The sequence below is a fragment of the Alteromonas sp. WD8-37 genome (genome assembly GCF_055326825.1).
This window is the reverse complement of sequence record NZ_JBUZOV010000009.1, coordinates 1-22,651: the sequence shown is the minus strand read 5'-3', so window position 1 is coordinate 22,651 and position 22,651 is coordinate 1. Positions and strand designations below refer to the sequence as shown.

Annotated in this window: 21 protein-coding genes; 10 read left to right on the top strand and 11 right to left on the bottom strand. The window is 50.0% G+C overall.

The features are described from left to right. Positions 1 to 9: 9 nt before the first annotated feature. Both ispA and xseB read right to left on the bottom strand, forming a co-directional pair. On the bottom strand, positions 10 to 897 hold the full coding sequence (gene ispA / locus ACTUJZ_RS14900; protein WP_463637136.1) for a (2E,6E)-farnesyl diphosphate synthase: 888 nt from the start codon (positions 895 to 897) through the stop codon (positions 10 to 12). A gap of 54 nt (positions 898 to 951) precedes the next feature. After that, positions 952 to 1,197 carry an exodeoxyribonuclease VII small subunit gene (gene xseB / locus ACTUJZ_RS14895; protein WP_463637135.1) on the bottom strand — a complete coding sequence of 82 codons (246 nt, stop codon included), beginning with the start codon at positions 1,195 to 1,197 and terminating at the stop codon, positions 952 to 954. Positions 1,198 to 1,482: 285 nt separating this feature from the next. Between xseB and pomA the strand changes: the two genes are divergently transcribed. The 3 genes from pomA (at position 1,483) to ACTUJZ_RS14880 (ending at position 5,331) form a co-directional block, all read left to right on the top strand. After that, positions 1,483 to 2,244: a flagellar motor protein PomA gene (gene pomA, locus ACTUJZ_RS14890; protein WP_463637134.1), complete on the top strand. Its 762-nt coding sequence runs from the start codon at positions 1,483 to 1,485 to the stop codon at positions 2,242 to 2,244. A 5-nt stretch (positions 2,245 to 2,249) separates the two neighbouring features. After that, complete coding sequence (locus ACTUJZ_RS14885; RefSeq protein WP_463637133.1) at positions 2,250 to 3,185, top strand: flagellar motor protein MotB; 936 nt, start codon at positions 2,250 to 2,252, stop codon at positions 3,183 to 3,185. A gap of 154 nt (positions 3,186 to 3,339) precedes the next feature. Then, complete coding sequence (locus tag ACTUJZ_RS14880; protein ID WP_463637132.1) at positions 3,340 to 5,331, top strand: family 16 glycosylhydrolase; 1,992 nt, start codon at positions 3,340 to 3,342, stop codon at positions 5,329 to 5,331. Positions 5,332 to 5,411: 80 nt separating this feature from the next. On the opposite strand, the gene ACTUJZ_RS14875 is transcribed toward ACTUJZ_RS14880, so the two are convergent. The 5 genes from ACTUJZ_RS14875 to ACTUJZ_RS14855 are packed head-to-tail and all read right to left on the bottom strand — an operon-like array spanning position 5,412 to position 9,823. Further along, complete coding sequence (locus tag ACTUJZ_RS14875) at positions 5,412 to 6,668, bottom strand: class I SAM-dependent methyltransferase (RefSeq protein WP_463637131.1); 1,257 nt, start codon at positions 6,666 to 6,668, stop codon at positions 5,412 to 5,414. Between the two features lie 8 nt (positions 6,669 to 6,676). Then, positions 6,677 to 7,402: a DUF1365 domain-containing protein gene (locus tag ACTUJZ_RS14870; protein WP_463637130.1), complete on the bottom strand. Its 726-nt coding sequence runs from the start codon at positions 7,400 to 7,402 to the stop codon at positions 6,677 to 6,679. Further along, a complete protein-coding gene (locus ACTUJZ_RS14865; RefSeq protein WP_463637129.1) occupies positions 7,399 to 8,661 on the bottom strand; it encodes an NAD(P)/FAD-dependent oxidoreductase in 1,263 nt (420 codons plus the stop codon). The genes ACTUJZ_RS14870 and ACTUJZ_RS14865 overlap by 4 nt, the downstream gene beginning before the upstream one ends. A gap of 14 nt (positions 8,662 to 8,675) precedes the next feature. Then, positions 8,676 to 9,395, bottom strand: a complete 720-nt coding sequence (locus ACTUJZ_RS14860) for an SDR family NAD(P)-dependent oxidoreductase (RefSeq protein WP_463637128.1) — start codon at positions 9,393 to 9,395, stop codon at positions 8,676 to 8,678. Continuing rightward, positions 9,392 to 9,823: a nuclear transport factor 2 family protein gene (locus ACTUJZ_RS14855; protein ID WP_463637127.1), complete on the bottom strand. Its 432-nt coding sequence runs from the start codon at positions 9,821 to 9,823 to the stop codon at positions 9,392 to 9,394. Before ACTUJZ_RS14855 ends, ACTUJZ_RS14860 begins: the two co-directional genes overlap by 4 nt. 160 nt (positions 9,824 to 9,983) lie before the next feature. Between ACTUJZ_RS14855 and ACTUJZ_RS14850 the strand changes: the two genes are divergently transcribed. The 3 genes from ACTUJZ_RS14850 to ACTUJZ_RS14840 all read left to right on the top strand — a co-directional run bounded on the left by ACTUJZ_RS14850 (position 9,984) and on the right by ACTUJZ_RS14840 (position 11,976). Beyond that, a complete protein-coding gene (locus ACTUJZ_RS14850; protein WP_463637126.1) occupies positions 9,984 to 10,559 on the top strand; it encodes an LON peptidase substrate-binding domain-containing protein in 576 nt (191 codons plus the stop codon). A 123-nt stretch (positions 10,560 to 10,682) separates the two neighbouring features. Then, positions 10,683 to 11,294: a sigma-70 family RNA polymerase sigma factor gene (locus ACTUJZ_RS14845; RefSeq protein ID WP_463637125.1), complete on the top strand. Its 612-nt coding sequence runs from the start codon at positions 10,683 to 10,685 to the stop codon at positions 11,292 to 11,294. Further along, entirely contained in the window at positions 11,287 to 11,976 is a 690-nt protein-coding gene (locus ACTUJZ_RS14840; protein ID WP_463637124.1) for a ChrR family anti-sigma-E factor, read from the top strand. Before ACTUJZ_RS14845 ends, ACTUJZ_RS14840 begins: the two co-directional genes overlap by 8 nt. A 103-nt stretch (positions 11,977 to 12,079) precedes the next feature. Here ACTUJZ_RS14840 and ACTUJZ_RS14835 read toward each other — a convergent pair whose 3' ends face one another. Beyond that, positions 12,080 to 12,847, bottom strand: a complete 768-nt coding sequence (locus ACTUJZ_RS14835; RefSeq protein WP_463637123.1) for an outer membrane protein assembly factor BamD — start codon at positions 12,845 to 12,847, stop codon at positions 12,080 to 12,082. Between the two features lie 171 nt (positions 12,848 to 13,018). On the opposite strand from ACTUJZ_RS14835, the gene rluD reads away from it, so the two are divergent. The 3 genes from rluD (at position 13,019) to clpB (ending at position 17,403) form a co-directional block, all read left to right on the top strand. Continuing rightward, positions 13,019 to 13,999, top strand: a complete 981-nt coding sequence (gene rluD / locus ACTUJZ_RS14830) for a 23S rRNA pseudouridine(1911/1915/1917) synthase RluD (RefSeq protein ID WP_463637122.1) — start codon at positions 13,019 to 13,021, stop codon at positions 13,997 to 13,999. Further along, positions 13,983 to 14,735 (top strand): peptidoglycan editing factor PgeF, encoded by a 753-nt coding sequence (gene pgeF, locus ACTUJZ_RS14825; protein ID WP_463637121.1) that lies wholly within the window; start codon positions 13,983 to 13,985, stop codon positions 14,733 to 14,735. The genes rluD and pgeF overlap by 17 nt, the downstream gene beginning before the upstream one ends. A gap of 76 nt (positions 14,736 to 14,811) precedes the next feature. Continuing rightward, positions 14,812 to 17,403, top strand: coding sequence for an ATP-dependent chaperone ClpB (clpB, locus tag ACTUJZ_RS14820; RefSeq protein ID WP_463637120.1), 2,592 nt, complete (start codon positions 14,812 to 14,814; stop codon positions 17,401 to 17,403). A 46-nt stretch (positions 17,404 to 17,449) separates the two neighbouring features. Here clpB and ACTUJZ_RS14815 read toward each other — a convergent pair whose 3' ends face one another. Further along, a complete protein-coding gene (locus ACTUJZ_RS14815) occupies positions 17,450 to 20,236 on the bottom strand; it encodes a tetratricopeptide repeat protein (RefSeq protein ID WP_463637119.1) in 2,787 nt (928 codons plus the stop codon). Positions 20,237 to 20,327: 91 nt separating this feature from the next. Next, complete coding sequence (gene xdp1, locus ACTUJZ_RS14810) at positions 20,328 to 21,131, bottom strand: exosortase-dependent surface protein XDP1 (RefSeq protein WP_463637118.1); 804 nt, start codon at positions 21,129 to 21,131, stop codon at positions 20,328 to 20,330. Between the two features lie 294 nt (positions 21,132 to 21,425). On the opposite strand from xdp1, the gene pssA reads away from it, so the two are divergent. Further along, positions 21,426 to 22,229: a CDP-diacylglycerol--serine O-phosphatidyltransferase gene (gene pssA, locus ACTUJZ_RS14805; RefSeq protein WP_463637117.1), complete on the top strand. Its 804-nt coding sequence runs from the start codon at positions 21,426 to 21,428 to the stop codon at positions 22,227 to 22,229. On the opposite strand, the gene ACTUJZ_RS14800 is transcribed toward pssA, so the two are convergent. Beyond that, the coding region (locus ACTUJZ_RS14800) for a hypothetical protein (protein ID WP_463637116.1) at positions 22,157 to 22,651 on the bottom strand (495 nt) is incomplete at its 5' end. The genes pssA and ACTUJZ_RS14800 overlap by 73 nt on opposite strands.

The window sequence follows — 22,651 nt, the reverse complement described above, 5'->3', positions numbered from 1 at the left end:
GCGCTGTTATCAGTGCTGGCGATTTACCATTAAATCGGTGAACGCTGCCAGATAGTCGGTATTGTAGGGTAAACTGTCCAGCGCTTGAAGAGCCTCGTCATGCAGGCGGGCCAGTTCTTGTTTGGCCTGCTCCATGCCCAGTAAGGCCGGGAAGGTATTTTTTCCCAGTCCTTCGTCTGAGCCCTGCGGTTTGCCCAGCGTCTGGGCATCGCCTTCCACATCCAAAATATCATCCTGAACCTGAAAGGCCAGGCCAATAATCTGGGCGAAACGTTGCAGCGCCTGCCGGGCCTCGGCATTGATGCCGGCCACCAGGGTGACCATGTCGACACAGGCCACCAGTAAGGCGCCGGTTTTTAACTGGTGCAGTTGGCGTAAGGTTGTAATGTCGATACTTTTGCCGGTGGCTGCCAGATCAATGGCCTGGCCGCCGCACATGCCACTGTAGCCGGAGGCTCGTGCCAGTAATGCCACCAGTGCCGCGCGTTGTTTACTTGCCTCAGCCGATAACGGCGCATCGGTCAGCACTGTAAAGGCCAGCGTCTGCAACGCGTCGCCGGCTAGAATCGCGGTGGCTTCATTAAAGCGGATATGGCAGGTTGGCTGGCCGCGGCGCAGGTCATCATCGTCCATGGCCGGCAAATCATCGTGCACCAGCGAGTAGCCATGAATGCATTCGATGGCCATACTGATAGCCGTCTGGTCCTGGACCGGCACATCCAGGGTGTTTCCCACCAGGTGAACCAGTAACGGACGCATGCGCTTGCCGCCTGCCAATAGCGCATAGCGCATGGCTTCTTTAAGTTCGGGAGCATGGTCGGGCAGGCCGGCGATCAAAGCTTGCAAACTGTCATCTGTTTGTTGTTTTACACGATGACGCAATGCATCAAAATTCATAATACAGACCTGAAATACAAGGGCCTATGCGGAATGCCGGCCCAGGGAAGCGCGCTATTGCGAGGTGTTATCGTCGGCAAAATCTGCCAGGGTTTCATTACCATTTTCAGACAGCAGCATTTTGACTTTTTGTTCTGCCTGTTCCAGCGCCTGCTGGCTGGCCCGGGATAAGGCGATGCCGCGTTCGAATTTTTGCAGTGCTTCATCCAGTGGCAAATCACCGTTTTCCATCTGGTTTACAATGGCTTCCAGTTCGGCCAGGCTTTGCTCAAAAGACGGGGCGTTGGTTGACTTAGTCACAATAACGGTTCCGCTGTTATGTAGATTAGGCGCACATTAACCGACAGGGCCGGACCGGTCAAATGGTTTGTCCAGTCATGCACTTGTCGCAGGCCGCTGTAGGGTAAAAAGTGCTGTGGAAAATACCTAAGTGAGCGGGTTAACACCGCAAATTGTAAGGCAGAGGTATAGAATTTTCACCAGATGCCGATAGTATACATGACACATTGTGTTCCGGTTACTGTTTAAGTCGGCGCAACACCTTTGGTGTTGTTCGCAACCAAATGATTTAGTGAGGATATTCCTGTGGATTTAGCAACCGTCATTGGCATGTTGGGTGGAATTGGCTTTATTGTCATGGCCATGATTCTGGGCGGAGACCTGGTGATGTTCGTCGATGTTCCCTCGGTGCTGATCGTATTTGGCGGAACCCTGTTTGTAGTGTTGTCACAATTTACCCTGGGCCAGTTCTTCGGCGCCGGCAAGATTGCCGGTAAAGCATTCATGTTTAAAATCGACACCCCGGATGAGCTGATCGAAAAAATTGTTGAGATGGCAGATTCGGCGCGCAAAGGGGGCTTTCTGGCGCTGGAAGAAGCTGAGATTGCCAACCCCTTTATGCAAAAAGGCGTCGACATGCTGGTAGATGGCCATGATATCGAAGTGGTACGTGAAACCCTGATTAAGGATATCTCAATGACCACCGAACGCCACGAGTTCGGTGTGTCTATCTTCAAAGGCATGGGGGATGTGGCTCCGGCCATGGGAATGATTGGTACCCTGATTGGTTTGGTGGCTATGCTGTCTAACATGGACGATCCGAAAGCCATCGGCCCGGCCATGGCCGTAGCCTTGCTGACCACCCTGTACGGCGCGTTTTTTGCCAATGTTATCTGCTTGCCTATCGCTTCTAAACTGCGCAACCGGGTGGAAGAAGAAAAGCTCAATCAAAAGCTCATCCTGGATGGCATCGTTGGCATTGCCGATGGCCAGAACCCACGGGTGATTGAAGGTATTTTGAAAAACTACCTGGCATCCAGCAAACGCGGCGACGCTGACGAGGAGTAAGCAGCATGGCACAACAGGAAGAATGCCCTAAATGCCCGCCCGAAGGTTTGCCCGCCTGGATGGGCACCTTTGCCGACCTGATGTCGCTGCTGATGTGCTTTTTTGTACTGCTGCTGGCGTTTTCGGAAATGGATGTACTCAAATTTAAGCAAATTGCCGGTTCAATGAAATTCGCCTTCGGGGTGCAAAACAAAATCGAAGTTAAAGATATTCCCAAAGGCACTTCGGTGATTGCCATGGAATTTCGCCCGGGTAAGCCCGATCCGACTCCCATCGAAACCATTCAGCAGCAAACCATGGAAGTGACCCAGCAAATGTTAGAGTTTCAGTCCGGCGAGGATGCCTCGGCCGGCGGTCGGCAGAAACAGCGAGGCGAACAGCGCGGTGGCCAGGCGCGGCAAACTGCCAGTGAACAAACATCCTCGGCGCCACAGGCTGCAGATAAAGACAAAGTCGAAGAGATGATGAAAAAGGTGGCCGAGCAGCTGCAAAAAGAAATTTTGGACGGCTCCATTGAGCTGGAAAGCCTCGGACAGCAAATTACTATTCGTATTCGTGAAAATGGCTCGTTTTCCGCCGGCTCGGCATTTTTACAACCACAGTTTAAACCGGTGTTAAAAAAGGTTGGGACAATTTTGGCTGATATGCCGGGCGAGATTGAAATTTCCGGGCACAGTGACGGCCAGCATATCGCCAATGAGTTGTACCGTTCCAACTGGGACTTGTCAGCGCAGCGTGCGGTAGCAGTGGCCGAAGAGGTACGTACGGCCACCGGTTTTGACGAAAAACGCATGAAAGTGGTAGGCAAAGCAGACACCCAACCGCTGGTGGAAAACCCGCAAACCTCTTCGGAGCGGGCGCAAAATCGGCGGGTCGAAATCAGCATCAATCAGGGCAAGCCTAAAATTTCCAAGCCCATTTCTGTATTGAGCGACGAGTAACTCTATTGCAGGGTTACTTCCACTGTGCGGTGCATCTTGAGATACAGCGTACAGCGGGTTTGTCGACCAACACCGTCTTGTTCACATTCACCAATTAGCCTGCCCGCAATGGCGCGGCAACTGCGCACATCAAAACAAACAAATAATCAACAAGTTGTTTACATTAATTCTGAAAGCGCTTACATTGCTCGTCGCATTGGCCGATAAACTCAACGCTGGGACGCCGGCACGGAATTTTAAAGGTAAAGGTATGTGGATGAAGCAAAACCTCGTGAGAAAAGCAGTTGTTTTAGCAATAGGCGGTATCATGACTCAGCCAGGGTTAGCCGCTGTATGTCAAAACCCGACCCCTGTATGGCAAGATGAATTTAACGGAACCGAACTGGATACCAGCAAGTGGGAGATCATGCTTGGTGATGGTTGTAGTTATGGCATCTGCGGTTGGGGTAATAATGAGCTGCAAAGTTACCAGGCAGAAAATTTATCTGTCGCTGATGGTAAGCTGACCATTACTGCGAAAAAGCAGCGCGTAAAAGGAAGTCAGTATACTTCTGGCCGAATCCGAACAGCAAATATGCCTAATGGCGGTGAATGGACTCACGGGCGCTTCGAGGCAAGTATCAAGTTGCCTACTGGCACGGGCATGTGGCCGGCATTTTGGATGCTGCCTACTGATCCCGCTGAAGGCTGGCCGATGAGTGGTGAAATTGATATTTTGGAGGCCACCGGCCAGGCCGATATGATCGCCTTTGGCACTCTTCATTATGGCAATCCGTATCCCAATAATGAGTGGACCAGTGGCCGAATTTTAAAGCAACCTGATCGTTGGTCGAGTGCGTTTCATGAGTTCGCCATAGAGTGGGAACCCAATGAAATTCGCTGGTATGTCGATGACATTTTGTACTCCGTCAAAACTCCTGAGGACTTGAGTGATCCTGGATTTTGGACGTTTGAAAATTACAGCTATCACTTTTTACTTAATATGGCAGTTGGTGGGAGTATCGGCGGGGTGGTAGACGATTCACAACTGCCTCAAACTATGGAAGTCGACTATGTGCGGGTGTACGACTTTGGGCAGCCTTCACTGTCCGGTCCCCACATTGTTGATGCAAATTCTCAGGCGACCTATCAGATTGTGGATGAAACAGGGACTGGCAGCAGTTATAGCTGGACGACTCCCACCCAGCAAACATCCAGCACTAATAGTGTCAGTGTCAACTGGGCGCAGCAAGGCGGAACTGTCTCGGTTGACATCAGTAATAGTTGTGGGGCCAGTACTGTAGCTATGGATGTGCATGTACTACCGGAACTTACCAGTGAACATGCTCTGGATGATTTTGAAAGTGATGGCGCTATGACGATCACTAGTTGGGAAGGGCAATACAATGAGGTACCCAACCCCTTACCAGACAGTGTGAATAATTCGGCCACCGCCCTGGAATATGTGCGAAGCAACGCGTCACTGTATGATGTGATCGCTGGCAGTACAGCAGTCATTACGGATGCTGGTCCCCTCATCAAGGGCAATAAAGCATTTTATATGGATGTCTATATGCCGGTTCCGTCAGTGCAGGAAGTCCTCATCCAACTTGAAGACAGCAGCCAGGCAACCGCGGACAACTATCCGTCCGGTCGGCACTCCAAATTTATTGCCCATACAGAAGCTGTGGCAGGTTGGCAGCGCCTGAAATTTAAACTGGAAGACAGAGTTGATGGCGGTACAACTGATACCGATGTAGATACTATCGTAATCCTGATCGCGCCTAACACGAACAATGGCGATACCTATTATCTTGATAATATTGAACTCTACGGCGCGGATGCCGGCCAGAGCGAAACCGCTACCACAGCTGTCGTGAGCAGTGTGTCTACCAGCACGGTCAGCGCTGGCAAGGGCATGAAAAAAGCGCAGGCTGTTGTTTCCATTGCAGATAACACCAGCGGGCCAGTGGCCGGCGCCACTGTCAATGGCCAATTTGGCGGAGACTGGAATGAGGTGGTGAGCGGCATCACAGATGCTAATGGCGAGGTTACATTTACCTCCTCTGGCGCATTATCTGGCAATGTTACAGCTAATTTTTGCGTAAGCGATGTGCAAAGCTCGCTGACATTTGATGCCTCAAATAGCAACGGGATGTGCCCTTAATCAACGCATCTGGCAGTAGGCAAAATAAAAAGGCTTACCGGGTGGTAAGCCTTTTGTTTTTACTGCTGAAGACGTTGCTACTACCCTCGCGTAATGGGCAGTCGGCATTGAGGTTTAGTCATCACCAGCTGCACCGCCGAAATGGCCCGTTCTAAAAAGCCGCCTTCGCAATATTTTAAGTAGTAGGTCCACATGCGCGCAAAGCGCTCATCATAGCCATCCTGCATCAGGGCGTCTTTGGCCAGTACAAACGCCTGGTACCAGTCATCCAGGGTTTTGGCATAGTCCAGCCCGATATCATGTAAATCGCGGATCATCAAATCACTGTAACGCTTCAAGTGGTCATTGATCACCAGCTGCGAGGGCAAAAAGCCGCCTGGGAAGATGTATTTTTGAATAAAATCCACACTATCGGCGTAGCTTTCAAAGCGCCGGTCGTCAATAGTGATAGATTGCAGCGCCATGATGCCGTTAGGTTTTAGCAGGCTGCTGCATTTGCTGAAAAAGTTGCCCAGATAGCGCTTGCCCACAGCTTCAATCATCTCTACCGACACCAGCTTGTCATACGAGCCGGTGAGATCGCGGTAGTCTTTTTTCAGCAGGGTGATTTTGTCCTGTAATTGCTCCCGTGCTACCCATTGGGAGGCATAGGCATACTGTTCTTCTGAGATGGTGGTAGTGGTAACCCGGCAACCATAATGTTTGGCCGCAAAAATGGCCAGGCCGCCCCAGCCGGTGCCAATTTCCATTAAATGATCATCGGGCTGCAGTTTTAGCTTGTTACACAAGGCTGCCAGTTTGTGTTGCTGGGCATCCGCCAGACTGGAGTTGGCATCTGGATAAATGGCCGAGGAATACATCATGCTACGATCTAAAAAGCGGGTATACAGTTTGTTACCCAAATCATAATGCGCTTCGATATTCTTTTTGGCCTGCTGAGCATTGTTACTGCGGGCAAAATGCTGCACCTTGTTAACCGGCATAGTCAGCCATTTAAATTTGTTTTCCCAGGCATCCAAAAACGGCAGGTTGCGGGCAAAGATACGAATTACCGACGTCAGATCTGGGGTGGTCCACAGGCCATCCATGTAAGTTTCGCCAGCAGCGATGCTACCGCCCAATAACAGTTGGCGGTAAGCCCCCACCGCCTGAATATCAATCTCGGCACGTAAGTCTTCATCGGGTTTACCAAAGCGGGCGACCGGTTGTCCTTGTTCTTTAATTTCCATGATGCCACAGGGCAACATGGCCATGACTTTTAAAAACGCTGAGCGACAGACGCGGTCGGCCAGCGACCCGGCAGGGAGGAGTGTTACTGCGGTTTCTCCGTGAGACATAATCTTTCCTAACTTTTCGGGTGCGGGTAGACCGGCGTGCGTTTTAACCACAGCTTCAATGCCTGCCAGTAGATCCCCGCCACTGTTTTTATTGTCATGCTGGGGATCTTGCGGATCGCCCGGGCTAAGGTTTTTGACGTCAAAGGCTGCCGGGTCATAGCTAAACCGGCGCTAAAATCCTTATGTTGCTGATGGCAGTCCATCTGCATAGTGAATTGTTCACCGGGCTGGCTGATAGTCCACTGATACTGCATCTGCATCGGATTAAACGGCGATACATGAAATTGCTTATCAGTGGGAGCCTGGCTCGCCAGGTCGACCACATAATAATGACGCTCATTCCACGGCGTATTCGATACTTCTGCCAACATATGAGTAAAGTCGCTCTGAGCGTCAGGTCGGACAAAGTAAAAATTCACCGGGCTAAAATACAAGCCCAACATACGGCATTGCCCCAGCATGAATACTTCGCCGTTAACTGTCTGTTCACTGTGCTGATTAATTTTCTCCAGCACCGCCTGCTTAATGGTGCTATCAGCATTGCCAACATAATCTGTTCTACGTAACCGTACAACAGACCGATGCCTGGATGAAAAATGTTTAACAGTATCATCAAGTTGCTCAATCTCATCCAGGTTTAGCCAAAACAAGAAAATGCGGTAGCTAAACCGATGAGAGGTAGGGCGAAAGCGCTCGTGATACACCGTGCCCTCATAAATGCCGCAACTGTTCACAATTGTTTTCCAAACCGGCGGGCCACATCCAGAGCACTGTTTACCCCATCTTCATGAAAGCCGTTGTACCAGTATGCGCCGCAAAAATGCAGCTGATCCACACCGCAAATCTCTGCCCGGCGTTGCTGTGCGGCCACCATCTGGTGACTGAATTGTGGATGTGCATACTGGTATTGACCCAATATGGCGTGCTTATCGATATTAGGCGTATTGTTCAGCGTGACACAAAATGTGGAAGCGGTGTCGAGCCGCTGCAAAATATTCATGTTGTAAGTTACTGTAGCCGGAGCCTGAAATTCAGCCGCGGTTTCATTGAGTCGGTAATTCCAGCTGGCCCAGGCCAGTTCACGCTGAGGTAACTGGTCGGTGTCGGTGTGCATGACCACATCATTATCAGCATAAGGAATACTGCCTAAAATCTCTTGCTGAGCTGCCGTAGGCTCGGCTAGCATTGCCAACGCCTGGTCACTGTGACAGGCAAAAATCACCTCATCAAAGGTTTCGCTGCCAGCGACACTATCTACCTGCCAGCCGTCTTTGGTGCGGCGAACCTGTTGCACTGGGGCGTTAAGACGGATGGTATCCTTGAAGCCGGCGGTTAGCGGGCCAATATAGGAGGATGATCCGCCCACAAGCGTATACCACTGCGGGCGGTCGTCGATATTCAGCAAGCCGTGGTTGTGAAAAAAGCTTAGAAAAAACGCGAGGGGAAAATCTTTACTCTGGGCCAGGCTCGCCGACCAGATAGCCGCACACATGGGCAGGATATACAGATTAGCAAAATCTTCACTGAGTCCCAGCTCGTCGATAAATTCACCCAGCGTGATATGCAAGTTATCGACGCCGTCTTCGACACGCGCTTTACAGGCTTTATTAAAAGTCAGAATATCACGCACAATTTTCCAGAATCGCGGGCGCACTATATTGCGCCGCTGAGCGAACAGGGTATTGAGGTTGTTACCATTATATTCAATGTTGGCCTGGCGGGCCTGTACCGAAAAGCTCATTTCGGTTGGCTGACGGGCCACGCCAAGGTTATCCATCAGCTTGATAAAGTTCGGGTAGGTCCAGTCATTAAAGACAATAAAGCCGGTGTCGATATGATGTTCGGTGTCATTCACTGTCACTTTTTTTGTCGCAGTATGTCCACCGATATAATCATTGGCCTCATACACCACAAGCTCATGGTCCCTATGAAGCAAGTGGGCGCAGGTTAGACCGGAAATTCCTGTTCCGATAATGGCAACCTTTTTTGTCATTGTTATTGTCTCTGTTACTGCTTGTCGCGCATCAAAAGCGAGAGCTTGCGTTGAAGGGGCACCGGCAGAATATGCAAAAAGCGCATGATCCAGCCAAATACGGTGGGGAAGAAAATTGACTGGCGATTTTTTTCTATCCCTGTTAATAAGTCTTTTGCCGCACGCTCGGCTTTTATGATCATGGGCATATCAAAGTCGTTCTGGTCGGTCAGCGGGGTTTCCACAAAGCCGGGCGATACCGATTGCACCTTCACCCCTTTTTTTTCTAAATCAATTTCCAGCGATTTGGTGAAATAGTGCAGCGCTGCTTTGCTGGCACCATAGGCTTCGGAGCGGGTGAATGGGAACAGGCGTGCCATACTGTCAACGATCACCAGTTTGCTGCCTTTGTTTAAGTTAGGCAGTAACCCATTGACGCAATTGACCACGCCAAAAAAGTTGGCTTCAAACACGCGGCGAAACATTTCAGGCTCAAACTTATCAATATCGACATATTCACAGGTACCGGCGTTAAGCACCGCAATATCAAAATGACAGCCAGCCAAGGCTTCTGCGGTCGCTTCTTTGTTGCTGACATCAAATTGCAGCGTTGAAATATTGCTGTCTTTGGCAAGTTCGTCCAGTTTGTCTTGATTGCGGCCACAAGCGATGATGCGGTAGCCCTGACTGGCGGCATGTTTGGCAAATGCTTCACCAATACCCGAGGTTGCGCCGGTTACCAATATGGTACTCATTGCGCGAGTCTCCTTTTTATTGCCCGTACCACCGTACCCAGCAGTGGGATATGTTCATAAACCATTTCACCCAAATCGTAATAATCCCGGTGATAATAGAAGCCGCTGTCGTTTTCTTTGAGCAGGGTGGTGCCCTGAAGCTGAATCGACTTTTTAGGTTTGTGCAAGATTAGATTCATTTGCCAGGACAGCACATAAGACACTTCATCCGTATTAGGCTTACAGGCCGCAACATTGAAAATATCAAACTGACAGCTTTGTGCCCGTGACAAAAGCTGGTCGAAATAGGCTTTAACCTCATTCAGTCCTTCATGCTTATCAATCGGGTCGATAAAGGTTACGTCTGAGGTATAAATTTGTTCTAAGTCATCAGATGAAATTTTTGTAAGGTCTCGATATATCGAACAAAATGTGTCTATGCGGGTCATGTGAGACTTTTTGTAAAATGTATAAAACACTTACCCATATTTTCACACCAAAGATCAGATCTGCGGGTTTTTTACTCGCTTAATTACCTGCGTGAGGTCGATCCAATTAGATTTGTAAGGCGTAACCCACCACATTCACTTCTCACAATACTGTTTGTTGATGTCTTTCCCCACTTACCCATTATTTCCTTTATCTGCTCACCTGATGCCTCAGGGGCGCATGTCGCTGCGCATCTTCGAGCCCCGTTATATCCGGATGGTCAAGGAAGTGTGTGCTAACGACAGTGGGTTAGTGATTTGTATGCTTAATGCTGAAGGTGACCCGCAAACCAATCAGCATATCTTTCCGGTGGGCACATTTTCACAAGTTATCGACTTTGAATTACTTGAAGATGGGTTGCTTGGCATAAAGGTTGCTGGTCTATACACCGTAGAGGTAAGCAACATTGCAACAGAGTCTGACGGATTACGTGTTGGGCAGTGCGAAAAGCGAGACGCTTGGCAATGTGATGTTCCTGCCGAACAAATATCACCTATGGTGAAAAAGTTAAAGGAAGTATTCGAGCGGTACTCTGAGTTAGAGAGTTTGTACGCTACCACACAGTTTGATAACCCAACCTGGGTGTTGTACCGGTGGCTCGAATTGTTACCCATAGACGCAAAACAAAAACAGTATTTTCTTGCACAGCAAAATTGCAAGCCGCTGCTAAACTATCTTTATACACTGATGCAGTAACTGGTGTGTAAATTTTACAGTTAGCCGCGTAAAAAATTGAAGTACTGGTCAGATTGTCTAAAGGATCACGATAACTTTTTGCCGTAGAACATCATCACCAAACAGAAAATGCGGACGAAGCTTATGTTAGTTGGAATTCCATTAGAACAAAGCAATAGTGTAGTTAAACCAAAAGATTGTGCAGGCGAAATGTCAGGTTACATTGTGGCTGTGGCAGAAACTCGCTGCAAACGATCCTTTGCGCGTATCTTTAGCTATTTCGCCCCGCGTCTACGCTCTTATGCGCTGAAGCAAATGGGGAATGAAGCCTTAGCAATGGAACTGGTGCAAGACACCATGTCCAATGTTTGGCAAAAAGCCCACTTGTTTAATGCCGAAAAGGGCAGTCCGTCTACGTGGATTTTCACCATAGCGCGCAACATTCGTTTCGATATGCTGCGCAAGTTGCAAAACCGTAAAGAAGATGTGTGCTCGGATGATTTGTGGCCGGTCTTGTGCGAACAAACTGCAGACGCCAATGAAACATCTTTGGATGAACAAATTACTTTAGAACAAATTGGATTTATGTTCGAAGCGTTACCGGTTAAACAAAAAGCCGTTATCGAAGCTATCTATATTGATGGCAAATCACAGCAGGAAGTGGCCGATGAGCTGAGCATTCCGCTTGGCACCGTGAAATCAAGAACACGTCTTGCACTGCAACGATTGAAGGGTATGCTGCAAGACCATGATTAAGTTTCATCCTGACCCTGGGCAATTATCGTTTTATGCCCAGGGTGGGTTGTCACCTGTAGAATCAATAATGGTGTCGGCGCATTGTGATATGTGCCAGCGCTGCTATGATGCTGTGCAACAAAATATTGCGCAGCAGGCTGAGCAATTCGAAGCATATAATGAAGTGCCAGCGCCTTCCCACAAAGTCCTTCAGCAATTTGACCAGATGTTGGCTGATATTTTACAGTCTCCCCAGGAACCGCAATCTGATGAACCAGTCCAGTCTTCACGCAGTAGCAGTATCGATTTGGATGGGCGTCGATTTTTTATCCCCTATACTTTACAAAAGTTTGTGCCGGTAACCGGCAATTGGGCCAGTCTGGTGGGTAAGCTCTGGCAGGCGCCGGTGCATATTGGCGGTACGGCTGTGGCAAACTTTATCTATATGGCTCGTGGGGGCGGCATCCCTGAACACACCCATCGTGGTGAGGAGCAGACTCTGGTGCTGCGCGGAGGCTATGAAGACGGTATCCACCAGTATCATGCCGGGGATCTGATCACCCTGGATGACCAGCATACCCATGCGCCGCATTGCTATGACCCCCAAGGGTGCCTGATGTTCAGCATCCTCGACCAACCCTTGCATTTTACCTCAGGTATTGCCCGGTTAATTAACCCATTTAGTCACGTATTTTTTCGTTAGGCAATAAAGTGGAGATGCAGGCTTGATAAGCTTGCCAATGTATAGCGATGAAGATACTAGCGGGTTGAAGGCAGAGTGCCTGGGGCCAGGCACTCCAGAAACTCTAGCTGATATAACCACTCTCAGGGTAATTCAGGCGCAAGGTTTTCATTGCGTTTTCACGCAACTCATCCAAGCCCAGTTGCTCATAGCTTGAGACCATGATTTCCAGGGCTTGTTGAACCTGGTCTGAGTCCGGATAGTGCTCAATCACATAGCGGCCACGGTTGGCGGCGGCCACAAATGCTTCGCGGCGCATATAAAAACGAGCAATAGCAATCTCGTAACGAGCCAGCCGGTTTTTAATATGAATCATTCGTTTGCGCGCATCGGCAGCATACTTACTATCTGGGTATTGCTGGATCAGACGACGAAAATCATCAAATGCCTGGCGGGATTTGGCCGGATCGCGGTCGGCCCGGTCAATATTCATCAATTCCTGAAACAAATTGCTGTCGGCTTCCATATTCACCAACCCACGCATGTAAAATGCATAATCCACATCAGAGTGGTTCGGGTTCAGACGGATGAAGCGATCGATAGTCGCCACTGTTTCATCAATTTTGCCGGATTTGTAATAGGTGTAGATCAGGTCTAGTTGTACCTGATGTGACAGCGGGCCGAAGGGATAGCGTGAATCCAGTGCACTTAATGTGTTGGCAGCAGCACTAAAGTTACCGTTCTGCATATTTTGCTGCGCGCGCTCATACATTTGCTGCGCACCCATGTTGGCCAGTGCGGCTTGTTCTTCAGCATCTTCTGATGAGCTGCATCCTGCGACAGACACCAAGACACCAACTACCAGCGGTGCCATATAACGAAATGACTTCATAATTGTTTTCTCGTTCCCCAAATTTGGTCGTGTTTGGCGTGGCTTGTTCACGTATTCTGCGGGCATTCTAACGCACTCATTCTGTGAATGACCACAGAATCCTGCAAAGATCGTCTCAACAAACAGCAAAGCTTGTTATAATACGCCTTTTCCTTAATGAATTGGCGCGCTATGTCCGAGTCACACAATACCGTAAACCTTGAGGCGGTTACCCAGCCTCAGCATTTTGGTCAAAGGTTAGATCAGGTTCTAGCTGATTTGTTCCCCGAATATTCCCGGTCCAAGCTTAAAGGCTGGATTCTGGATGGCAATGTTACTATCAACGGCACCGTAAATACTACTCCACGGCACAAGATGACCATGGATGAAACGGTGCGGGTCGACGCCAAGATGGAAGTGCAAACTCAAAGCCGGCCGCAAGAAATTGCGCTGGATATCGTATATGAAGACGAGCATATTCTGGTAATGAACAAACCGGCCGATTTGGTAGTACATCCGGGGGCGGGCAATCAGGATGGCACTATTTTAAATGCGTTGCTGGCCCATGTTCCTAATATTGATAAAGTCCCGCGGGCGGGCATTGTGCATCGGCTGGATAAAGACACCACCGGCCTGATGGTGGTGGCCAAAACCGTACCGGCGCAAACTCATCTGGTGGATCAGTTGCAAACCCGTACTATGGCTCGTGAATATGAGGCACTGGTGATTGGCACCATGGTCGGTGGCGGCGAAGTGGATGCACCTATCGGTCGGCATGCCACTAAGCGCACCCTGATGGCAGTGCGTGAATCCGGTAAGCCGGCGGTGACCCATTATCGGGTGATCGAAAAATTCCGCGCACATACCCATATCCGGCTGAAGCTGGAATCCGGCCGTACTCACCAGATCCGCGTGCATATGACACATATCAAACACCCGCTGGTGGGCGATCCGGTCTATGGCGGGCGGCCGCGCCTGCCTAAAGGGGCTGAAGCAGACTTTGTGGATACATTGCGCAGCTTCAAACGTCAAGCGCTGCACGCAGCGCAGCTGTCGTTGTTTCACCCGGCAACCGAAGAGTGGATGACTTGGCAGGCGCCGGTGCCTGAAGATATGCAGCAGCTGATTGAGGTGGTGCGTCAGGATACCCGCCAACATGGCTTTGACGACTGACCTGTCTTTGATCATCCCCTCGTGGGCGGCACCGGCATCAGTGACCGCCTACACCAGCACACGCCAGGGCGGTGTAAGCCAGGGGCGCTATGCTTCGCTCAATATGGGCCTGCACGTGCAGGATGATGCCGAGGCGGTGGCGCAAAACCGGGCTCGCTTGCCCGGTGCCGCGCAGCTGCAATGGCTGGATCAGATTCATAGTCGGAAAGTTCACGACCTCACCGATGCATCGAGGCAAGACACGTTGACCGGCGATGCGAGCATCAGCCGCTCGCCACACCATTGGTGTGCAGTCATGACCGCTGACTGTGTTCCGGTGTTGTTGTGCCAGCGCGACGGGCGGGAAGTTGCTGCCATTCATGCTGGCTGGCAAGGCCTGGAAAAAGGCATCATCAGCCAGACCCTCTCGCAGATGCGAAGCCCACCAGATGAGCTGTTGGCCTGGATTGGTCCTGCCATCAGCGCCCGGCATTATCAGGTCGATGACGCCCTGGCAGCACGCTTTGCGCAAGTGCCGGGTGCTTGTCAGGATGACCCGGAGCCGGGCAAACAGCGTTTAGATTTGCCCGCCATTGCTGCTTTTCAACTCAGCGCTGCCGGTGTAGATTCGGTCACGCATTCACATCTGTGTACCTACCAACAAAACAATCAATTTTATTCCCACCGGCGCGCCCAGCATCGGCAAGCAGTACCTACAGGCCGCATGGTGACCGTGATCGGCATCAACCATGGTTAAAATTTAACTGCATGACTTGAATCATGATTCTGCAATACCTATAACCAAGTAAGGCAGTTGTGTAGGAATCACAGGTATGCGATTAGACAGATTTACCAGTAAATTTCAGTTAGCCATTTCTGATGCGCAATCGTTGGCCCTGGGCCGCGATCATCAGTTTATTGAACCAGTTCACCTGATGACCGCCATGCTCAATCAGCAGGGCGGATCGGTGCGCCCGTTACTCGACCAGGCCGGGGTCAATGTCAATGCGTTGCGCTCGGCCCTCAGTGAAGCGATTGAACGCTTGTCCCGGGTTGAAGGGGTGGGTGGGGATGTGCAGCTGGGTAAGGACAGCGGTATCCTGCTTAATCTGTGCGATAAGATTGCACAGCAGCGCAAAGATGAATACATCACCTCGGAAATGTTTGTGCTGGCCGCTTTGGAAGACAAGGGCCGGCTGGGCAGCATTTTGCGTGAATTACATGTCACCAAAGACAAAGTGGAAAAAGCCATTGATGCTATGCGCGGCGGCCAAAAGGTGACCGACCCCAATGCTGAAGATGTGCGTCAGGCACTAGAAAAGTACACCACGGACCTTACCGAGCGTGCCGAACAGGGCAAGCTGGATCCGGTTATCGGCCGGGATGATGAGATCCGTCGGGCGGTGCAGGTGTTGCAACGGCGAACTAAGAACAACCCAGTGCTGATTGGCGAGCCGGGAGTGGGTAAAACCGCCATTGTTGAAGGCCTGGCTCAGCGCATCGTTAATAAAGAAGTGCCTGAAGGATTAAAAGACAAGCGGGTGTTGTCGCTGGATATGGGCGCGCTGGTGGCCGGTGCCAAATACCGCGGTGAATTTGAAGAGCGGCTAAAAGCCGTGCTCAATGAGCTGGCCAAAGAAGAAGGCCGCGTTATTTTGTTTATTGATGAACTTCACACCATGGTGGGGGCAGGCAAAGCTGACGGTGCCATGGATGCTGGCAACATGCTTAAACCTGCACTTGCCCGGGGTGAGCTGCACTGTGTTGGTGCCACAACGCTGGATGAATACCGTCAGTATATTGAAAAAGATGCCGCATTGGAGCGGCGTTTTCAAAAAGTGCTGGTGAATGAGCCGTCGGTAGAAGACACCATCGCCATCTTGCGCGGTTTAAAAGAACGTTACGAGCTGCACCATTCGGTGGATATTACCGACCCGGCCATTGTGGCGGCAGCCAGTTTGTCACATCGGTATATCAGTGACCGCCAGCTGCCGGATAAGGCCATTGACCTGATTGACGAGGCGGCTTCGTCCATTCGCTTGCAGATTGATTCCAAACCTGAAGAGATGGACCGCCTGGAACGGCGCATCATCCAGCTGAAGCTGGAAGAGCAGGCGCTGGCCAAAGAAACCGACGATGCCAGCCACAAACGCCTGGAGACCATCGAGTTAGAGCGTGAGCAGCTGGAGCAAAAATATGCTGCGCTGGACACCATCTGGCGCGAAGAAAAAGAAGCCATGCAGGGTACCCAGACGATTAAATCTGAGTTGGAGCAGGCTAAGCTTGACTTAGAAATCGCCCGGCGCGCCTCGGATCTCAACCGGATGTCAGAATTGCAGTACGGGCGGATCCCTGAGCTGGAGATGAAACTGGAAAAAGCCTCAGACGGCGAAACCAGAGAAACCCAGTTATTAAAAAACCGGGTATCAGATGCCGAAATTGCCGAGGTGTTATCCCGCTGGACCGGGATCCCGGTAGCTAAAATGCTAGAAGGCGAGCGTGAAAAACTGCTGCGTATGGAAGATGCCTTGCATAAACGCGTGGTCGGCCAGTCAGAAGCAGTCAATGCGGTATCCAATGCAATTCGGCGCTCCCGGGCGGGTCTGGCTGATCCTAATCGCCCCATCGGTTCCTTTTTATTCCTTGGCCCTACCGGGGTGGGCAAAACCGAGCTGTGTAAGGCCCTGGCTGGCTTTTTATTTGACACAGAAAGCGCCATGGTGCGCATCGATATGTCTGAGTTTATGGAGAAGCACTCGGTTTCACGGCTGGTGGGTGCGCCTCCTGGGTATGTGGGTTATGAAGAGGGTGGCTATCTGACCGAAGCTGTACGCCGCAAACCCTACTCGGTGATCCTGCTGGATGAAGTGGAAAAAGCCCACCCGGATGTATTTAACATTTTACTTCAGGTGCTTGATGATGGGCGACTCACCGACGGGCAGGGCAGAACGGTAGATTTTAAAAATACTGTAGTGATCATGACCTCCAACCTGGGCTCCCACATCATTCAGGATAAGAGTGGAGAGGATGATTATGCCGAAATGAAAAGCCGCGTGATGCATGAAGTCGGCCAGCATTTTCGGCCAGAATTTATCAACCGGGTGGATGATATTGTGGTGTTTCACCCACTGGGTAAAGATGAAATCAAAGCCATTGCTAAGATTCAATTGGCCGCCTTACGCGCCCGCTTGGCCGACAAGGGCTACAAGCTGGAGTTATCTGGCGCGGCGATGGACAAATTAGCCGATGCTGGCTTCGACCCGGTGTTTGGGGCCCGGCCGCTCAAACGGGCAATCCAGACGCAAATTGAAAACCCGCTGGCCCAGGCATTATTGGCCGGTGATTTGATGCCGGATAGTACTGTTCGGATTGATGAGCGTGACGGTGAAATCGTGATTGATGAGCCGAATAAAACGCGGCATTAGTCATAGCGTTAAAAATGAAAAGGAGGCCTGATGGCCTCCTTTTTTGTTACAGCTGCTGCGCCCAGGTTACCGCTTCAGGCTGCTCTCTGAAGGGGTGTGATAAAGTGTTGTGCTTTTCTAGCCAGGCTTTGGCTTCCGGCTGGCGGGTCAGCTTAGCCAGGGCATAGGCAATATGATATTGCACTGCCGGATCTGAGGCATCCAGGGTGTACGCCTGGCGCAGCAGACTTAACCCAGCCTGGGTGTCATCTTGCAGCGTCAGGATCCAGCCTTTTGTGTCCAAAAATGCTGCTGCACGGGGGTGCCCTGCTAACGCTTCATCTATTAGAGTAAGTGCTTGCTGCGGGCGCTGCCGCGCATAGATATTGGCCAGGTTATTGAGCACATACGGACGCCGCGACAAGCTCGGGGCAGTAAGCAGTTGCTCATATAATCGGCTGGCCAGTTCCGGCTGGCCATCGATAAAGTATAAATCGGCCAGTATATTTAAATGGATAAGCTCTGATTCCTGACTGGTCTGCGCCAGATAGTCCATCAGCTCGGCGCGCCGGGTACCAGTGCGAGCTAATTCAAATGCTTTTAACAAGGGCGCGATAAAGGTGCGCATCTGCTGGTTGGCTTGCAGATAATACTCAAAGGCTTGTTCGGGCTGTTGGCGGGCAGCTGCCAAGTCTCCCCGCACCATAGCCACATCCGCGGTCATACCGGTTTTTTTCTGCAGTGCGTGAATGGTTGCCTCGGCATCATCTAACTGCTGGCGCGCAATATAGAATGAACTGAGCTCCAGATAGGGTAGCGCCTCATCGGGGGTTAGCGTTACCGCGCTTTGGTAAGATTTAAGCGCACCGGCCATATCATTGGCTTGCTGTTGAAAACGCGCCAACGATAAAAGCTTGACTGCATCATCCTGCCACAAGGCATACACCATGTTGAGCTGGGTGATCGCGCCGGGTTGATCATCAAGCGCTGTCAGCAGCGAGGCTTTTTGTAAATGATAATCGGCAGACAAGCGTTCCAGCGCTAATAGTGCATTGACCTCGCTCAGCGCTGCTTTCAAATTACCTTGTTCACGATAAATGCCAATCAGCAGTTGGCGAGACTGTTGGTTATCCTTATCCAGCGTTTTAGCTGTTAGTAAATGCTCGATGGCCGACTCAGTTTGATCAGCGCCCATATAAATTTGCGCCGCCAGAATATGTCCGGCGACATGTTTTTTGTTAAATTTGAGTGCCGCTTCCACCGCCTCAATAGCTGTTGCAAACGCATCTCGATAATACGCAATCCGGGCGTGAGCAACTAAACCTGCCACAGAGTCGGGATGATTGGTTAACAGACTGTCGACCAGTGAAGCGGCACGCTCATACTGGCCAGTGCGGATAAGTAAATCTGCCACTAGCGCCTGATAGTCCGGGTCGCTGGTATCCTGCTGCAGTAATTGTTCAGCCAGCGTCAGTGCCGAGCCAAAATCATTGGTATCACTGTGTAGGCCAATTTTCAGTTGCAAGACATCGGCGCGCGCAGAGCCGGCCAGCGGCCCATTTAGCAGTTGCCAGGCTTCTTCCGGCTTGCCGGTACTCACCAACAATTTTGCTTTAAGCACTGCCAGCGTTTCCTGGCCGGTAAAGTTTTGCTCCAGTGCCGGAAGCAGTTGATCACACTTATAGGCGCGACGGCTGGCAATAAACAAATCACAGGTTAATTGTGCCAGTTGCATATGGCGAACGACCAGTGACTCGTGCTTTTCCAATAACTTAATGGCATCTTTATATGCACTGGTTTTCAACAGGGCATCGGTAAGCATACCCAGTTGTTCGGGGGAAGGATCGCGTTTGGAGATGTAACGTGACAACTCTGTGCGGGCCATGCCGTAGTTTTTGTTCAGATAGGCAACGATACCGGCGATCAGGCTCAACTCAATCTGTTCATTTAACTGCTCATCAGTCAGCAGGCTCAGTCGCTCAGTCAGCTCACGCAGGATTTTGTCAGCTTCCAACTGGTTTTGGGTAAGGGCCAGGATCCGGGCTTTTAATAACTGAATTTGCACATCACCCGGTGTTTGCGCTTCGATTTTGGTAACCAGCGCAGAAGCAGCATCAAACTCACCGTGTTCGGCCAGCGAGCCAGCGTAAGCGCGCATAGTGGCCGGGTTATCCGGCGCGGCATCATAGGCTTGCTGATAAATGGCCAGAGCATCGTGCCCGGTGGCGTCAGCCAGTTTACCCTGAACCAGTAAGGTTGAAGGTGTATCGCCCGCCAGCGCCTGGGCCTGGCTTAACAGGCGCTGAGCATACTGAGTGTCATTCAGGTCGATAGACAAAGTGGCCTGGGCCAGCAGTAAGGCTACGGACTGCGGAAATTGACCAAGCGCGTGCTCATACAGTCGTTGTGCCTGCTGGCGTTTATTTTGCCGGATCAAAGCCGTTCCGGCTACCAGGGTGACTGATTGCTTGGCCTCATCATTTAGCGGATATTGTTTGAGTGCAGCAAACAACTTGTCATACTGACCGGCAAATAAATAAGCACGAGACAATGCCGGCATCACCAGGCTGGCATCGCCACCGGCAGCCAGTACTTCTTCCAACTCCTGGGTGGCTTCCAGTACATAGCCGTCCATCAACAAAATTCGGCCCATCAACAATTTGGCGGGCAGATGCTCTGGATCAGTGTTTAATACATGCTTCAGATTAATGTAGGAATGCTTGATTTCGCCGCTATTAAAAGCAGATAAAGCGGCATCATAGGAATAATCACTCTGCGCCAGGGCAGGGCCTGCAGATACCATCGCGCCGGTTAATACCAGACCGGCAACATAGCCTGTTAGATTTTTTTTCACTGTGTCCTCGCAACAGCAATAATTATTGCAACTAAGTGTACACAAAAAAGCCCCGGCAAGGCCGAGGCTTAGGTATGCAATTTTTGACGTTTTATGCGCGGCGGCGACGAGCAATCAGGCCCAAACCAGCCAGCAGAAGCAATGCAGTTGCCGGGGTAGGAACATCGACATGAGGACGCGATTCTGTAGTGACGGCTAACAACTTAAACGAATCATCTCCAGCTGTCAGTGAATTACCACCAAATACACTATTGTATGCACCAATAAGCCAATATCTGGCTTCACGAACATGAGACGAAAAATCGGTAGCAGACGCATTATTTTTGACATCTTCAACATTGCCAGAGTAAAGCAAAGTACCAGCAGTTCTGGAAGAATCTAATATTGAGCCCCAGCTTGAAACATCTAAGCCGCGCGCAATGCTACTAAAAGCCGCAACGGAAATATCAGAGCCTTTGTTGCTAGAGACATAATTAATATCAATGTTAGTAATAGTCACAGCATCTTTGAAATCGAAAAACAAAAAGTCTGAACTGCCACCATTGTCTACAGTGTGACTATCATTTTTGCCATTTAGAACGCCCTGCCCATTGCCAGACCAAGTCCCTAAACCAGATTTTAACCTTCCGTGATCATCGTATCTTTCCCGAACTTGATGAACACCATGGCTACCACGGTCGGTCCAACCAGTCACTGTTAAAGTATTACCTGTATCAGATCCTCTGAAATAAGCATCACCATAACTATTATCAGAGACTGCCCAACCCGGATTTTGATAATCAAACAGGCTAGAACGTTTATCTAAGCGCCATTCTGTCGTATCTGACGCCTGAACTGCGAATGTGCCTGATGCCAAAACACCAATTATGCCGAGCGTGCTGAAAATCTTTTTCATTGTTATTTTTCCTAGTAACCGACTACCACTTCGCTATATCAAGAATTAGGACAAAAATTATACACTATATAATTCAATAGCTTGTAAATTTTACGGTGTAATATATTCTCATGATGTAAAAATTACTGACATACTTCTTCAGTATAATTTTTTGATTTTTGCACATTATGTAAACTGCTGGCGTATAGAGGCCTATACTCGCGTATCTGCCGGTGATCTCTTGGATTTTACTATCGTGCGCGGGGAGGTTTATGAAATACTATGAACAGAAGCGTATCTTAAGAATGAGGAAATATGGCGCATAGTAAACGCAAAGGTATTTATCTGTTACCTAACTTACTCACTACGGCTGGGTTGTTTTCAGGCTTTTTCGCAGTCGTGTCATCCATGAATGGCCGCTTTGAAGCTGCAGCCATCGCAATCTTTGTGGCGATGATTTTTGATGGTCTCGATGGGCGGGTTGCAAGAATGACCAATACCCAAAGTGATTTTGGCGCTGAATACGATTCAATGGCCGATATGGTGTCATTTGGTATGGCGCCGGCTTTAGTTGCCTATAACTGGGGCCTAACTGAACTGGGTAAGCTGGGTTGGCTGGCCGCCTTTATCTATGTAGCCGGTGCGGCGTTACGTCTGGCCCGGTTCAATACGCAGGTAGGCATCGCAGATAAACGTTTTTTCCAGGGGCTGGCCAGCCCGTCTGCTGCTGCGCTGGTATCTGGCTTAGTATGGGTCGGTGTTGAGTATGGTGCCAATGGTGATGACTATGGCTTTATCGTCGCACTGATTACCTCTGCCGCTGGCTTGTTGATGGTAAGCAACTTTAAGTACAACTCCTTTAAAGAAGTGAACTGGCACGGCAAAGTCCCCTTTGTGGCCATTCTTATTATACTGATGGTGTTCGTCATCGTAGCCACCGAACCGGCTTTAGTATTGTTCCTGGTATTTGCCTTGTATGCGCTGGCCGGGCCAATCAATACCTTCCGCACAGTAGAAAAGGTGACGCTGGATGATGTGGTTGGCGATCATGAAGAAGCCGATGCAGACTTTAGTGAAGAGGAAAAACCCCAGCAAAAGGCAGCTGAAAAAGACGAATAAATGGCTTTTTGAGTAAAATTTAAACATAGTGAATAAAAAGCGACCATCCGGTCGCTTTTTTTATATTTATTGCTAAATAATACTTGCGTAATTCTGCCGGATTTGTAGAATGCGCACCTCTTCAACGAGACAGCCAAAAACAAGGCCAAATGTTGAAGGTTGTTATCCTGCTGCAGAGCACGGATGGCAAGGTTTTCAAGCGACACGCTTTGAGAAAAAGATTTCAAAAAAGTGTTGACGCCGAAAACCGAATCGCGTAGAATGCGCATCCCGCTTCGGGGAGTAAACGAAGCAAGCGACAAGGCCAGTTGGTCAGTCGCACTGTTCTTTAACAATGTATAACAAGACAATCTGTGTGGGCACTCGTTAAGAGTGTCAACCGACGATTCATAGATATATTCGATTTTTAATTGAAGAGTTTG

What these genes read in the sequence shown, in the direction of transcription:
- ACTUJZ_RS14840 (WP_463637124.1), top strand. Translation starts at nt 11,287, where the DNA reads ATGATTAAGTTTCATCCTGACCCTGGGCAATTATCGTTTTATGCCCAG.
- ACTUJZ_RS14845 (WP_463637125.1), top strand. Translation starts at nt 10,683, where the DNA reads ATGTTAGTTGGAATTCCATTAGAACAAAGCAATAGTGTAGTTAAACCA.
- pgeF (WP_463637121.1), top strand. Translation starts at nt 13,983, where the DNA reads ATGGCTTTGACGACTGACCTGTCTTTGATCATCCCCTCGTGGGCGGCA.
- ACTUJZ_RS14855 (WP_463637127.1), bottom strand. Translation starts at nt 9,823, where the DNA reads ATGACCCGCATAGACACATTTTGTTCGATATATCGAGACCTTACAAAA.
- clpB (WP_463637120.1), top strand. Translation starts at nt 14,812, where the DNA reads ATGCGATTAGACAGATTTACCAGTAAATTTCAGTTAGCCATTTCTGAT.
- pssA (WP_463637117.1), top strand. Translation starts at nt 21,426, where the DNA reads ATGGCGCATAGTAAACGCAAAGGTATTTATCTGTTACCTAACTTACTC.
- ACTUJZ_RS14835 (WP_463637123.1), bottom strand. Translation starts at nt 12,847, where the DNA reads ATGAAGTCATTTCGTTATATGGCACCGCTGGTAGTTGGTGTCTTGGTG.
- ispA (WP_463637136.1), bottom strand. Translation starts at nt 897, where the DNA reads ATGAATTTTGATGCATTGCGTCATCGTGTAAAACAACAAACAGATGAC.
- rluD (WP_463637122.1), top strand. Translation starts at nt 13,019, where the DNA reads ATGTCCGAGTCACACAATACCGTAAACCTTGAGGCGGTTACCCAGCCT.
- ACTUJZ_RS14865 (WP_463637129.1), bottom strand. Translation starts at nt 8,661, where the DNA reads ATGACAAAAAAGGTTGCCATTATCGGAACAGGAATTTCCGGTCTAACC.
- xdp1 (WP_463637118.1), bottom strand. Translation starts at nt 21,131, where the DNA reads ATGAAAAAGATTTTCAGCACGCTCGGCATAATTGGTGTTTTGGCATCA.
- ACTUJZ_RS14875 (WP_463637131.1), bottom strand. Translation starts at nt 6,668, where the DNA reads ATGTCTCACGGAGAAACCGCAGTAACACTCCTCCCTGCCGGGTCGCTG.
- ACTUJZ_RS14885 (WP_463637133.1), top strand. Translation starts at nt 2,250, where the DNA reads ATGGCACAACAGGAAGAATGCCCTAAATGCCCGCCCGAAGGTTTGCCC.
- ACTUJZ_RS14860 (WP_463637128.1), bottom strand. Translation starts at nt 9,395, where the DNA reads ATGAGTACCATATTGGTAACCGGCGCAACCTCGGGTATTGGTGAAGCA.
- ACTUJZ_RS14850 (WP_463637126.1), top strand. Translation starts at nt 9,984, where the DNA reads ATGTCTTTCCCCACTTACCCATTATTTCCTTTATCTGCTCACCTGATG.